The organism is Halorientalis brevis, from assembly GCF_042678165.1.
GTDB classification, from domain to species: Archaea; Halobacteriota; Halobacteria; order Halobacteriales; family Haloarculaceae; genus Halorientalis; species Halorientalis brevis.
In genome coordinates this window covers 189,015-202,519 of sequence record NZ_JBHUDJ010000003.1, presented here as the reverse complement: position 1 = coordinate 202,519, position 13,505 = coordinate 189,015, and the positions used below count along the sequence as shown (strand labels likewise).

The following is a 13,505-nucleotide window of genomic DNA, read 5'->3' as shown; positions in this document are numbered from 1 at the left end:
CAGCCAGGCCCGCCCATGTTCGACGCACCGGCAGACACATGGTATCTCTGGCTCGGCGTCGCGACGACGAGCGTCCTGGCGCTCGGGGTCGCAGTCGCCCTTCCGTCGACGCCACCACCGGATGCGACGGCGGCCGCGAACACGATCGACGCCGTCGCGACGAGCCCACACGAAGCGACCGGCGAGCACGCACTGGACGCACGACAGTTCAAACTCGGCCCGCACAGGGTTGCCCTCCGCAACGACGCCGGGACCGCACACGCAGACGTCGCGTACGGACCCGTCACTCCGGTTCGTGAGGGATCGCCGCTGGCGTCCGTCCTCACCGGAACGCCGCCCGAGCGTACGTTTACGAACCAATCGGGGTTCCGGAAAGCGGCGAGACGCGCTCGCAACCAGTCCCAGCGGTGGGAACGGGTCGAGAGGAGCCTGCTCGTTCGCCGCGTCACCTGGGGGGACGTCGATGTCACACTCGTCGGAGCGTAGGGCCCAGGTCGAGCCGCTGGCGGCCATCGTCGCGGTGTTCGCGGTTGGTGCCGGCCTCACCATCTATGCGGGCGTGCTCGACGACGAACTTCCCGGGCAGGACCGGCAGCACGTCGCCGGCCCGACCGCCGACCGACTGACGGCAGCGATCCAGCACGGCGGCGTCGTCGAGCCGGGGAGGCTGTCACGTCGTTCCACGGCGGCTCCTGACGGGTACACGCTGAACGCGACGGTGAGTACGGCAACGTCCCGCTGGCACGCCGGCCCGACGCCGCCGGCACGGGCACAGACTGCGCGCGAACAGGTGAGCGTCCGCGTTGCACCGGGGCGGGTCCGGCCCGGCCGACTCACCGTACGGGTGTGGCGATGACCGGATCCAGAGCGACGAGTACGGTTCTGGACGCGGCACTGTTCCTCCTGCTCGTCGGCGCAGCCGTCGCGACGCTGACGGTCCCGACGGGATCGCTCCCGAGTGCAGACGCGGACGCAGCCGACGAGATGGCCGACGTGCTGGCGACCAGTACGGCCGACGTTCGCTACTCGCTGGCACCGGGCGCTCGGTGCGCCACGTCGGCAGTCCTCGCGTTTCCCCGAACCAGCGGCCCGCAGTTCGAGCGGACCGCTCACGGGACCCTCGCTGGCCATCTGGCGTCGGCTGCCCTCGGCAATCTCACCGTCGACGGGGTGCAGGTAACTCATACCAGGGACGACTACGAACGCGCAGTCGCGAACGCGACCCGGAACGCGACGCGACGGCGCGTTCACCTGACCCACGTTCGGGCAGTCTGGAAGCCGTACGACGACGCGCCACTCAGTGGCGAGGTGAGCGTCGGGCCTACACCGCCAGCGTCGGCCGCTGTGCACGCAGCCACTCTGACCGTGGCGAGCGGGCTGCCCGCCACCCGGTCCGAGGCGCGGGCGGCAGCGAACACCAGTGGTAACATGAGTGCCGTGGGAGACGTGGTCGCGAAGAACGTCGTCACGGGGCTGTTCCCGCCGGACGCGACGCGAGCGGCACTGCTCGGCGACTACCCCGTCGCACAACTCGTCACGTATCGGTACGAGCGGGTTGGTCGACTCGTCGGGACCAACGTGACGACCCGCGCGCGGGCGAACGACGCCACCGGCGCGAACGAGCGGCTGGCCGACAGTCTCGGCCGCAAACTGACGGCCGACATGCGGTCTCGCTTCGAGTCAGCCGACGCCGCAGCCGCGAACGTCAGCGTCGACACCGTTCGCCTCACCGTCAGGACGTGGTCACCGTGAGACTGTGCGACGACGAGCGTGGCCGGGTGCCGTTCGCACTCGTCGGGGTGGTCCTCCTGCTCGCCAGCGCGACGCTGACTGTCGGATTCCAGCCCGAGCAACCGACTCCGGAACCAGCCGTCGACGTGGTGATGGACCGGGCGACGGCGGCCACGAGCACGGAACTACGGACGGCCGTCGTGACGGCTAGTGCGGAAGCCGCCAGACAGCCAGTCCTCACCCGCTCGAACGCGGCTGCAGGTCGCGTTCTCGACGAGGACGACACGTTCCGGGACTGGCTTCGAATCCGCGTGTACCTCCGAGCGCGCGAGCGACTCACCAATCACCGGATCGAACAACACGGCGTTACCGCGACCGCCTCGCTGCCGTCGACGCCGAACGCGAGTGCGCTCCGGGCGGCCAAACGACGCGTCCACGTCGAGACGGTCGGTGGCAACGCGACGAAACTGCGGGTCCGCATCGAGAACGTCACCATCACCGCTCGACGCGGGAACCGGACCGTCGGGCGAAAGCGCGTCAGTCCGACGGTCACGGTCCGGACGCCGGTGCTGGCACTCCGCGAGCAGGTTAGACAGTTCGAGGCGCGACTCGATCGAGAGGTCGACGAACCGGGACTCGCCCAGCGACTGACCGGTCGGCTCTGGGCGCTGACCTGGGCGCGGGGGTACGCACAGTACGCCAGCGGTGGGCAGGCGATCACGAACGTCCTGGCGAACCGCCACGTCGAACTGCTGACCAACGGTGCGATCCTCCGTGAGCAGCGGGCGCTGTTCAATCGGAGCGACGCCGCGGGCCGCCGAGCCGTACGCGACGCCATGGCGTCAGTGAGCTTCAGGGACCTGCTCGCGGAGTCGCCGGTGGAAACGCGGTGGGTCGACGCAGTGTTTCCGCCGACGCCGCCGGGCGCGAACGTCCCCCAGCGAATCGCGCGGTACTCCCGGTCGAGCAGCGCACCGCGACCGGACGAGCCGTTGCGCGTCAGCGTCGACGGAACCGCAGACCGGGCGTTCGCCAACGCCGCCGACAGCTCGAATCTCACCCAGGTGCTCCAGTCCGTGTACAACGCCGAAGCGAAGGTCGTCGCGGAGATCGACCGCGGCGAGCGACGGCTCGCGTCCTGTCGCTCGGCCAGACCGAGCGGCGGCTACTACCTGGTGAGTAATTCGACCACGGCGAGGATCAACGAGACGGATTCGTTCGAGCCGGTCGATCCCCCGACGCCGGGATCGAGTTGGCACCCCATCGAGGCGGCCGGCCGAGCGTTCACGCTGACGGTGACGCGCACCTGCACCTGGCGGGACGGCCGGACGATCGAGACCAGGACGAACACGGAGACCGACCGCTACCGCGTCGAACTCTCGCTGGTGGGTCGCCACGGACACAGTTGGTACGCTCCGGACCGGCCCACCGTCTCCTACGAGAAAGGCGGTCGGTTCGAGGGGCTGAATCTCGGACAGCTCCACGGCCAGGCCGAAACACAGGCCGTCGAGAACAACGGCGGCTGGGAGACGCTGGCGAAACGGGCTGCGACCGGGGACCTCGACGTGACGCGGTCCGTCGACGCTGACCTCCCCGACGGACTGCGACAGCGGGCGCTGGCCGACCTCGTTGCCCTCAGAAACGAGCTCAGGAACGTCTCGGTAACCGTCGAGCGGGGTCGCGCCGGCGTCTACCAGGCGAATCCGGCGGGGAAGCTCCGGCGGAAACTTCGCAGAGAGCGAGGCACACTGCTCGACGTGCCGAGCGAGTACCAGACCGTCGGAGGGAAAGCGCGCGTCGCCGCCCGACGTGCGTACCTCTGGGAAGTGAGACAGCTGCTCGAAAACCGACGGGAGCAGCGAGCCCAGCGCGGACGCAACCTCGAATCACTTCTGCAGACGGTGAGCGGAGTAAACGACGTACTGACGAAAGCGCTCGCCCACCGACGCGGCGTGCAGCACGGGACACGAGCGGCCGACGGGCTTCGAGTCACTGCCGTCGACGGGTCACCGCCGTACCTGACGACGAAGTCGGTCGGATCGACGTACGTCGAATCCCTGCCCGAGGGGAGAAAGATCCATCCGGCAGCCGCCCGGAACTGGAACGTCTTCACGATTCCGCACGGCGACGCGACGGACGCCTTCCTCAGCAACCTCGGCCTCGGCACGGACGTTCGGTTCAGAGTTGCCGCGCGAACGCTCGCAGGTCTCGAAGCGACCCGGACGGTGATCGACGACGAGAAACTCGATCACAACCTGTCGACGCAGCAATCGAGGCTGCGGCCGACAGTCAGGCGGAAGTTGCGGCACATCGAGCGAACGTACCTCAGCAAAGCGCTCGAGCGCGCAAACGTCGGCACTGACCGGGCAGACCGGCTGGCCGTCATCGAAGAGGGACTGTCGACGTGGGACGCGACAGGGGCGCGGGCACTCGCCGTGACCAACGGGTCGGCAGTTGCCAGGATCACGGACGCTGCGGTCGACGGCAACGCGACCAAGCGCGCGTTCGTCAGTGCAGCCCTGCAGACGCAGTTGCGGCAGGCGGGCGCGGCGAGAGACACCCGAGTGCCACGCGAGAAAGTGAACAAAGCTTCTTCGCTGTTGCAACAGGAGATCGCGGCGAATCTGAGCGAACGTCTCAGAGCGCAACTGGACGCGAAGGCGAATCAGGTAGCCGACCGCATCGAGAATCGAATCGGCCGTTCGGTAAACAGAGTCCCGGCCGGCATGGCGATCGCGCCCGTCGGGCCGGCGTGGTGGGCGACGACGAACGTCTGGTACGTCGAAATCAAGGGCGGCTACGACCGGTTCGCAGTCCGAGCGCGCACCGGCGGTGCCGACAGCCCCGGACACTCGGTCACCTACGTCAGGGACGGGTCGAGTGTGCGACTCGATTACGACGAGGACGGGACCAGCGAGCCGTTCGGTCGCGCCGAGCGACTCTCCTTTACCGCTCGGACGGCGGTCGCCATTCTCGTCCCACCCGGGTCACAGGGCGTCGGCGACAAAGGCGGCAACATGGACGAGCGATCAGCGGGGTGGGCCGACTGGGAGAGTGTCACCACAGAGCAACCAGACGACACTGGTCGACCAGTCCCGGACGGATGGCCGACCCGAGAGTCAGAGTAACAGAGATTAGTACCGGGATACCATATCGGCGAGCATGCTCAGAGACGAGTTCGAGACGCCGGGCGAGCGCGACCCAGAGGAGTTGCAGACGGCGTACGAACAGGAACTCGCCGAGACGGTCGAGACGCAGGGAATCGACGCCGTGGCCGAGGCGACGGGCGTCGACGAGTCGACGCTCGAAGCTCTCGTCGACGGAGAGTCGCCCGAACTCACGCTGGAGGACGCAGCTGGGATCCTCGCGACGGACCCCGACCGGCCGGACGCAGATTTCATCCTCGCCGACGCGCGCGACATCCTGTTGATGGGGATGAGTACCGCCGTCCTCGACGTCGAAGCCATCCAGTCGGGCATCGACGGCCAGCTGGAAGCCAAGGAGATCCAGCAGAAGGTCGAAGGCCGCTATCCGATCACACTGGGCGAGTACGCCGTGCTCCACCAGTTCATCGAGAGCGAGAAGCGATAGCCATGCGAGTCGTCATCCTCGGCTGTGGATACGTCGGCCTCGAACTCGGGCGACAGCTGAACGACGACCACGAGGTCGTGGGCGTCCGCCGCTCAGCAGACGGCATCGCGGCCATCGAAGCCGCCGGGTTCGAGGCAGTACAGGCGGACGTCACCGATCCGGACGACCTCCAGTCGGTCCCGGACGCCGACGCCGTCGTCTTCGCGGCCAGCTCAGGCGGTCGCGGCGCGGACGCGGCCCGCGAGGTCTACGTCGAGGGACTGCGCACTGCCATCGAGCAGTTCGGCAGTCGGGCCGACCCGCCGGAACGACTTGTCTACACCTCCAGTACCGGGGTCTACGGGGATCACGACGGTAACTGGGTCGACGAGGGGACGGCTATCGATCCGACGACGGAGAAAACGAAGGTGCTGGCTGAAGCCGAACGCGTCGCCCGCGAAGTCGCTGCCGACCACGGCATCGACGGAACTGTCGCCCGCTTTGCCGGCCTGTACGGCCCCGATCGCTATCGGCTGACCCGCTACGTCGAGGGCCCGGTCACGGAGGGATACCTGAACATGGTCCACCGCGACGACGCCGCAGGGGCCGTGCGCTTCCTGTTGGAAGCAGACCTCGCGCGCGACGAGACCGTCCTCGTCGTCGACGACGAGCCGGTCTCGAAGTGGGCGTTCGCCGACTGGCTCGCCGACGAGTGTGGTGCCCCGGAGCCGCCGAAGCGGACGAAAGCCGAGCGACTGGCCGACGACGACCTCTCGGAACCAGCCCGTCGGCGCATCCAGACGAGCAAACGCTGCTCGAACGAGCGGCTCCGGGACCTCGGATACGAGTTGCGCTATCCGACCTACAAACAGGGGTATCGGGCGGCGATCGAGGCCTATCGTTCGGGGTCGGGCGAGTAACACTACGTCGTAGCGGATCTGAAACGGCCAGTCTCCCAAGATTGACAGATATCGGAGAGATGGGGTACATTCTTATTTCTCCGGGACGACAGCAGCCGAGTATGCCACTTGCAGCCGCAGGTGGTGGTGGCGTGCAAAACGCCGTCGACACCACCGCGGCATTCGCCCTGGAGAATCCCGAACTCGCGATCCTGGCCGTCGTCGCCCTGGCTGTGGCCGCCGTCAGCGCGAGCTGGGGCGTCCAGCGACTCCGACGTTCGAAGGGTCACCGGTTCAGACGCGCCCTGGCCAAACGCGACGAGATCGCCATTCTGATGCACCCCAACCCGGACCCGGACGCGATGTCGTGTGCGATGGCCGTCGACGCGATCGCGTCGGCAGTCGACACCGACGCGACGATGCACTACGCGGGCCAGATTCGCCACCAGGAAAATCGTGCGTTCGAGACGGTCCTCGACCTGAACTTCGACCGCGTCGTCGACGCGAGCGAACTGGCCGCCGACGACGTCGTCCTGGTCGACCACAACACGCCCCGCGGCTTCTCCGGCGCCGACAGCATCGACCCGTTCGCCGTCATCGACCACCACCCCGGCGGCGGCACCGGCACGGAGTTCACCGACGTGCGAACCGACAACGGGGCCTGTGCCACGATCTTCGCCGAGTACTGCCAGTCGATGGGCTGGACGCCCATCGATCCCGACGAGGAGGCCGGTCCCGACGAACTCCCGACCGACGTGGCCACGGGTCTCATCCACGGCATCCAGTCCGACACGAAGAGCCTCACGAAGGGCTGTTCGCCCGCCGAATTCCGGGCCGCAGCGTACCTCTACAGCGGCGTCGACCAGGACGCGCTCGACCGCATCGCCAACCCCGAGGTCGACGCCGAAGTACTGGAGGTGAAAGCGCGCGCCATCACCAACCGCGACGTCCGCACCGCCTTCGCTTTCTCCAACGTCGGCGACGTGAACAACGCCGACGCGATCCCGCAGGCCGCCGACGAACTCCTCCGGCTCGAGGGCGTGACCGCCGTCGTCGTCGCCGGCGAGAAAGACGGCACCATCCACCTCTCCGGACGCTCTCGGGACGACCGCGTCCACATGGGCAAGACGCTACGCTCGGCCGTCGACGACATCCCGATGGCCGAGGCCGGCGGCCACGCTCGCATGGGCGGCGGCCAGATCTCCATCGACCACATGGAGGGCATCGGTCCCTCGACCGGGATGACCATGCCCGAGCTGACCGATCGGCTGTTCGACGCGATGTCCGGCGACATATAGTCGAGGGTTCTCGGACTCCGGGAGGCCACCACGGACCGTGAGTTCATCCCACAGATCAGGCCTGATCGCGATGACCAGCCTGGCGTGAGAAAAAGGGTCGCTGAGCGAGTTACTCGACGAGTTCGTCGAATCGCTCGACGCCGGCCTCAGCGACTTCGACGTCCTGGCTGACCTCGCCGCCGCTCGAACCGACGGCACCCACCACGGCGCCGTCGTGCTCCAGCGGAATGCCGCCGCCGAACACGACGAGACGGCTTTCGTCGGTCACCTGGAGGCCCCACAGTGATTCGCCGGGGATCGTGACCTCAGCGAGGTCCTCGGTGGCCATCTCGAATCCGGCAGCGGTGTAAGCCTTGTTCAGGGAGATGTTCACGCTCGGTAACCAGGCGTTGTCCATCCGGCGCTGGGCGATGAAATTCCCTTCGGCGTCCGTCACGGCCATCACGCTCTGTAAACCGATGGTTTCGGACTGCTCTTCCATCGCGTCCAGGATCTCTTTCGCCATCTCCAGGGGTACCTGTTCAGTCGTGCGGAGTTCGGGATTCGGAGTCATTGTGTGTCGAGTGCTCGGCAGACGAACGCTGGCCGAGAGCAGGGGAGCACAGACTGCAGCCACATCAGACGGACGACGTGACCGGTCTCCAGCAGGCGAATCACAAACAGAGAGCAGCGAGACGGAATAAGGTACGGCGACCAGTTCCTTAACTTCCCCGTCGGTGGCATCGCCCGACATATCGAGTCCGAGACGGCACGAGCGTGCACGTGAGATCGACGGTCGTCTGTGTTTCGCCGAAACGAGGGGACGCTACTCTTCGCCGTCGTTCTCGTCGCGCTCGGTATGAGGAGACGTGCCGACGTAGATCAGTTCGACACGTCGGCTCAGATGGTGGAGAAACACCGTCCCTGTCAAGAAAGCGAAAAACGGCAGCATGAACCGTGTGAACGACGAGGGGTCGTCAGATCCTTCGAGATACACCCGGTAATACCGCCCGTCCTCGGGTCGTATCCGCCCGTCTTCGAGTCGGATCGGCGTCTCCGGGACTGGTACGTTGCGATGTGAGGTCGCGCTCCCTTCTCGTGCAGCCCTCGCGACGACTGGGGACGCGGACTCGACCGGAACAGAAACGTCCCGCAGCGCTCGCTCCGGCGAAACGGGTTCAAGGGTGAGAGCCACCGGGTACATGCCGTCGTCTCGTGGCGCAGACGTGTTCGTCACGTAGGCTGCCTCGTAGACGGTGTCGTTCAGCAATACGTAGCGGTATCGCGCGCCGAGTGCTCCCGGTTCGAGCGTGTTGTTGGGGGTACTGTGGGAGAACGAACTGGGAATCCGTCCCCGATCGAGCACCAATTGTTCGAGCGAACAGATACGAATCTCCGAGCCGCTCGAACACCCGACCTCGTGGCTGATCGGCAGCCTGGATTCCGTGACGTCGTCGGTAGCATACGCGATCCCGGAGGCATCCGCTGTGACACGGACGCGCTCGTACCGGTAGGTCGAATCACCGATATGGAGTGCAGCGAACCACAGCGGCGCCGTCAACAGTCCGACGCAGAGGAGCGCGAGAAACACATCGCGATACAGCACCGATCGACCGGAGGGCATGTAATTCGGCTTCGACCGGGGCCGTGGTCAAACTTTCTCCACAGTTGAACTATTCGGACGCCAGTTGTATCGACAGCCACCAGTCGGCGATGCCACGGACCACCGCGACCGCCCCGGTTTTACCGCCGGCTCTCCAACCCAGCGACATGGCCACACGAGAGGCGACCTGGGACTACCGTGACGACCATCACGAGCGATTCGCTCGCACGTACTATCGGGCGTTCTCCGACTGCGTCGTCTCCTCGATCGGCGTCGGCACCTACCTCGGCGAACCCACCGACGCCGCCGACGAGGGGTACCACGACGCCATCGTCCAGGCACTGGAGTCTGGCGTGAACGTCGTCGACACCGCCATCAACTACCGCTGTCAGCGCAGCGAGCGGGTCGTCGGCGACGCCATCGACGACGCCGACGTCGACCGCGAGGCCGTCCTCGTCGCGACGAAGGGCGGCTTCGTGGGCTTCGACGGCGACCGGCCGGCCGATCCCGGCCAGTACATCCGCGAGGAGTACCTCGATTCCGGCATCGTCGACCCCGACGACCTCGCGCTGGGTCAGCACTGCATCGCCCCGGATTACGTCGACGACCAGCTCGATCGCTCGCTCGACAACCTCGGTCTCGACGCCATCGACCTCTACTACATCCACAATCCCGAAACCCAGCTGGAGACCAAGAGCCGCGAAGACGTCTACGATCAGCTCGAGGCGACGTTCACGAGGCTGGAGGAGCGCGCCCAGGCCGGCGACGTCCGCCACTACGGGGTAGCGACCTGGGAGGCCTTCCGCGTCGGGCCTGACCACGAGAGCTATCTCTCGCTCCCGGAGGTCGTCTCGCGGGCGCGGGCAGCCTCGGACGCGGCCGGGACCGACGCGACGCATCTCAGAGCCATTCAGCTCCCGTTCAACGTCTACATGGCCGACGCGTTCACCGTCGAATCCCACGAGGGGGCCGACGGTCCGCAGAGCGCGCTCTGGTTCGCCAACGACGCGGGGCTGGACGTGTTCACGAGCGCGTCGATCATGCAAGGGAAACTCGCCGCCGAGATGCCGGACGAGGTCGAAGCGGAACTCGACGGGGAGACCCGCGCCCAGCGCGCGATCAACTTCGCGCGGAGCGCGCCCGGGGTGACCACGTCGCTGGTCGGGATGGGATCGCCTGCCCACGTTCAGGAAAACGTCGATGCGGGAACGTTCGAGCCGCTCGGTGCCGGGGCCTTCGACGCCGTCTTCGAGTAGCGCTACCCGATCCGCTGCCACTCTCGGTCGCACTCGGGACAGAACCGGACGGTTCCCAGTGCGTCCGGGTCGTTTCGCGTCCCGAGTTCCTCACCGCACTCCGCGCAGGTGAGCCGCTCGTAGGTGTCTTTCTCGATCGCCCCGGACCGCAGCCCCTTGCGAACGGATTCCATATCAGACGCTAAACACGGCGACGGTATAAATACCATGCCGGTCGTCTGACACGTGTTCGACGAGCGCGTCGCGGCGGCTCCCGGAAGGTTTGACTCGGCGGCGGCGGAAGGGCCGCCGTGGCACGACGAGAGGTGTTTGGGTCGCTCTGTTCGCTCGTCTTCCTCGTCAACCTCGGTCGCGTCGTCTTCGCCCCGCTGTTGGAGCCGCTCCGGACCGCGTTCGGCGCCAGCGGGACGACGTTGGGGCTGCTCGCGACGCTCGCCTGGCTCGGCAGCGCGCTCCCGCGCATTCCGACGGGCTATCTGCTGACGCACGTCCCGCGGCAGTACGTCGTCCTCGCGACCGGGGGCGTCCTGACGGCCGCGGCGTTGTTTACCGCCGCTGCACCGTCGATTCCGGCGCTCATGCTCGGGGCCTTCCTGATGGGGATGGCCAGCGGCGCGTACTTCATCGCGGCCAACCCGCTCGTCACCGAACTCTACCCCGAGCGAGTCGGCCGGGCGCTGGGGATTCACGGAATGGCCTCGCAACTGGCCGCCGCCGGTGCCCCACTGTTGGTCACCGCCGCGTTGCTCGTCGGTGACTGGCGAACCACCTTCCAGGGCATCGCCGTCGTCGCCGCGCTGGCCACCGCCGGCTTCGTCCTCGCCAGCAGGCAGACCGACCTGCCGAACGCGGGCGTCCACGACCGCGACCTGCTGGGCGCGGTCCGGCAGCAGTACCCGATCGTCCTCGCCGGCGTCGCCATCCTCGGGTTCGCCGGCTTCGTCTGGAACGGGCTGTTCAACTTCTACGTCACCTACCTCACCACGACGAAAGCCGTCTCCGGAACGATGGCCCGAAACCTGCTGACGGTCGTGTTCGCCGCCGGCGTCCCCGCTTTCTTCGTCTCCGGCCACCTCGCCGACCGCCTGCCGTTGGTGTCCTATCTCTTCGCCGTTCTCGTCGGCTTCGGTGGCGCGGTCCTCCTGGTGACCGTCTCGTCGGGACTGGTCACGCTGGCACTCGTGAGTGCGCTGTTGGGGTACGTCGTTCACAGCCTCTTCCCGGCGGTCGACACGCTCTTGCTCGGGTCGCTGCCCGATCGGCACCGCGCCAGCGCCTACGCCGCCTACAGCGGGAGCATGATGATCGTCCAGGCGACCGGGAGCTCCGCGGTCGGCGCACTCACCGACGCCGGCCTCGCCTTCGATTTCGTCTTCCGCGCGCTCGTCGCCGCGCTCTTCTGTCTCGTGGCCGTTCTCGTCGTCGTCCACCGACTCGGGCGGTTCCCGACGGGAGCCAGAGCATAACCGAGAACGGCGGACTTTTTCGGGGAGCATCCGTAGGTGCTGGCGATGGAATACGTCCAGGAGCGCGTGGCGACGCTCCACGCGTTCTCCGACCGGGTTCCCGACGCGCCCACGGAGAGCGCCGCCGTCGTCGTGCCGCTCACCGAGCGCGAACACGCCAGCCTCGCCGCCGAGCGCGTTCTCACCACGCTCGAACGGGTGGACCCGGCCCGCGTCATCGTCGCCCTGCGAGCCAGCGAGGACCACGTCGCCACCGTCACCCGGTGGCTCGACTCCTTCGAGCTCGCCCCCGACGTGCTGTGGTGCAACGCTCCCGAAGTCCGAGAGCGACTCGGCGAGGTCGGCCTGAACGGCCCCGCCGGGAAGGGCCGCGACGTCTGGCTCGCGCTCGGGCTGGCAGCCCAGGAGGAGTACGTCGTCGTCCACGACGCCGACGCGACGACGTACTCTCGCGCCCACGTCCCGCGGCTGCTCTTCCCGCTCGCAGAGGGCTACGACTTCTCGAAGGGCTACTACGCCCGCGTCGAGAACGACCGCCTCTACGGCCGCCTCTTTCGGCTCTTCTACACGCCGCTGGTGCGTGCGCTCGACGAAGGCCACGAGGACGACGTCGTCGATTACCTGGCGAGCTTCCGGTACGCCCTGGCCGGCGAGTTCGCCGCGACGAGCGAGCTCGTCCGGAGCTTGCGGGCCCAACGCGGCTGGGGCCTGGAGATCGGGACCCTGGGGGACGCCTTCGAGGGCGCCGGCTTCGACGGCTCCGCACAGGTCGACCTCGGCCAGCACGAACACGACCACCGCGCCGTCGGCGGGCCGCAGGGCCTGGGCGACATGTGCAGCGAGGTCGCCACGGCGCTGTTCCAGGTCGTCGAAGACGCGGGCCTGCAGCCGGCGTACGACCGGCTCCGCGAGCGATACCGAGCGGAAGCCGACCGCCTCGTCCGGCAGTACGAGACCGACGCGGCGTTCAACGGCCTCGAATTCGACGCCGCCGGCGAGCGCGAGCAGGTCGAGACCTACGCCGATGCCGTCCAGCCGCCGGCCGAGGACACTCGGCTCCCCGCCTGGCGGGACACCGACCTCGACCCGGCGGCGGTCAGGGACGCCTCCGACGAAGGGCTTGATCGAACGGGGAGCCGCTGACGGCCGCACGGGGAGCGGGCAGAAGCGTAAAGAGGGAGCCAGTCGCCCGACGGGACATGGACGTGACCGGCGACGAGCTGGCGGGCGTCGTCGACCTCTTCGGCGCGCTCACTCGCGAGGAACTCGGGCAGGCGCTCGTCGAACTGGCGTACAAACAGGGCGAGGACTGTGACCCCTCGGCGTTCGATCCGGACGTCGACGACGCAATCGGGACGTACCACCTCGTGTCCGTCGACGCCGACGACACCGACGAAGAGTGGCTGTTCCCGGGTCCCGTCGCGTTCCCGGAGTTGCTCGAGGGCGCGACGGACCTGCCACACATCATGGCCATCGAGCAGCGGTCGATCGACCGGGAGCGGCTGGGCGAGGCCGGCAAAGCGCAGTTCCAGCGTGACACGGACGCGGCCGTCGCGGCCGGCGACACCGAGCGCATCGAGCAACTGCTCGACGTGAGTTACGAACTCGAAGTGTGGGCGCCGGTCGATCTCGCGGCCGCACGCGACCGGCTCGACGAGGCCCTCTCATAAATCAGGGGACCCCGGGCAAATTAAGAGCGCCCG

General features: G+C 67.6%; 14 protein-coding genes. 11 read left to right on the top strand and 3 right to left on the bottom strand.

Annotated elements, in window-relative coordinates; all coding sequences use genetic code 11:
* Window positions 1-15 precede the first annotated feature (15 nt).
* The 7 genes from ACFR9U_RS08100 to ACFR9U_RS08070 all read left to right on the top strand — a co-directional run bounded on the left by ACFR9U_RS08100 (window position 16) and on the right by ACFR9U_RS08070 (window position 7,498).
* Window positions 16-486: a DUF7283 family protein gene (locus tag ACFR9U_RS08100; RefSeq protein WP_247375705.1), complete on the top strand. Its 471-nt coding sequence runs from the start codon at window positions 16-18 to the stop codon at window positions 484-486.
* Entirely contained in the window at window positions 464-856 is a 393-nt protein-coding gene (locus ACFR9U_RS08095) for a DUF7285 family protein (RefSeq protein ID WP_247375706.1), read from the top strand. Before ACFR9U_RS08100 ends, ACFR9U_RS08095 begins: the two co-directional genes overlap by 23 nt.
* Entirely contained in the window at window positions 853-1,752 is a 900-nt protein-coding gene (locus ACFR9U_RS08090; RefSeq protein WP_247375708.1) for a DUF7284 family protein, read from the top strand. The genes ACFR9U_RS08095 and ACFR9U_RS08090 overlap by 4 nt, the downstream gene beginning before the upstream one ends.
* Window positions 1,749-4,859 (top strand): DUF7286 family protein, encoded by a 3,111-nt coding sequence (locus tag ACFR9U_RS08085; RefSeq protein WP_247375710.1) that lies wholly within the window; start codon window positions 1,749-1,751, stop codon window positions 4,857-4,859. Before ACFR9U_RS08090 ends, ACFR9U_RS08085 begins: the two co-directional genes overlap by 4 nt.
* A gap of 34 nt (window positions 4,860-4,893) precedes the next feature.
* A complete protein-coding gene (locus ACFR9U_RS08080; RefSeq protein ID WP_247375712.1) occupies window positions 4,894-5,322 on the top strand; it encodes a DUF5791 family protein in 429 nt (142 codons plus the stop codon).
* A 2-nt stretch (window positions 5,323-5,324) separates the two neighbouring features.
* Window positions 5,325-6,221 (top strand): SDR family oxidoreductase, encoded by an 897-nt coding sequence (locus ACFR9U_RS08075; RefSeq protein ID WP_247375713.1) that lies wholly within the window; start codon window positions 5,325-5,327, stop codon window positions 6,219-6,221.
* 101 nt (window positions 6,222-6,322) lie between these two features.
* Window positions 6,323-7,498 carry a DHH family phosphoesterase gene (locus ACFR9U_RS08070; RefSeq protein WP_247375715.1) on the top strand — a complete coding sequence of 392 codons (1,176 nt, stop codon included), beginning with the start codon at window positions 6,323-6,325 and terminating at the stop codon, window positions 7,496-7,498.
* Window positions 7,499-7,607: 109 nt separating this feature from the next.
* Here the strand turns inward: ACFR9U_RS08070 and ACFR9U_RS08065 are convergent, their stop codons facing one another.
* Window positions 7,608-8,051, bottom strand: a complete 444-nt coding sequence (locus tag ACFR9U_RS08065; protein ID WP_247375717.1) for a GlcG/HbpS family heme-binding protein — start codon at window positions 8,049-8,051, stop codon at window positions 7,608-7,610.
* A 252-nt stretch (window positions 8,052-8,303) separates the two neighbouring features.
* Window positions 8,304-9,101, bottom strand: a complete 798-nt coding sequence (locus ACFR9U_RS08060; protein ID WP_247375719.1) for a DUF8127 domain-containing protein — start codon at window positions 9,099-9,101, stop codon at window positions 8,304-8,306.
* Between the two features lie 146 nt (window positions 9,102-9,247).
* Here ACFR9U_RS08060 and ACFR9U_RS08055 point away from each other — a divergent pair, with 146 nt between their 5' ends.
* Window positions 9,248-10,336, top strand: a complete 1,089-nt coding sequence (locus ACFR9U_RS08055) for an aldo/keto reductase (protein WP_247375721.1) — start codon at window positions 9,248-9,250, stop codon at window positions 10,334-10,336.
* 2 nt (window positions 10,337-10,338) lie between these two features.
* On the opposite strand, the gene ACFR9U_RS08050 is transcribed toward ACFR9U_RS08055, so the two are convergent.
* Window positions 10,339-10,509: an HVO_0758 family zinc finger protein gene (locus tag ACFR9U_RS08050; RefSeq protein ID WP_247375723.1), complete on the bottom strand. Its 171-nt coding sequence runs from the start codon at window positions 10,507-10,509 to the stop codon at window positions 10,339-10,341.
* Window positions 10,510-10,626: 117 nt separating this feature from the next.
* Between ACFR9U_RS08050 and ACFR9U_RS08045 the strand changes: the two genes are divergently transcribed.
* From ACFR9U_RS08045 to ACFR9U_RS08035, 3 genes are read left to right on the top strand one after another with little or no spacing between them, the layout of a single operon-like run.
* On the top strand, window positions 10,627-11,802 hold the full coding sequence (locus tag ACFR9U_RS08045; RefSeq protein WP_247375725.1) for an MFS transporter: 1,176 nt from the start codon (window positions 10,627-10,629) through the stop codon (window positions 11,800-11,802).
* Window positions 11,803-11,847: 45 nt separating this feature from the next.
* On the top strand, window positions 11,848-12,945 hold the full coding sequence (locus ACFR9U_RS08040) for a glycosyltransferase family protein (RefSeq protein ID WP_247375727.1): 1,098 nt from the start codon (window positions 11,848-11,850) through the stop codon (window positions 12,943-12,945).
* A 56-nt stretch (window positions 12,946-13,001) separates the two neighbouring features.
* On the top strand, window positions 13,002-13,472 hold the full coding sequence (locus ACFR9U_RS08035) for a DUF7109 family protein (protein WP_247375728.1): 471 nt from the start codon (window positions 13,002-13,004) through the stop codon (window positions 13,470-13,472).
* The last annotated feature ends 33 nt before the right edge of the window (window positions 13,473-13,505 follow it).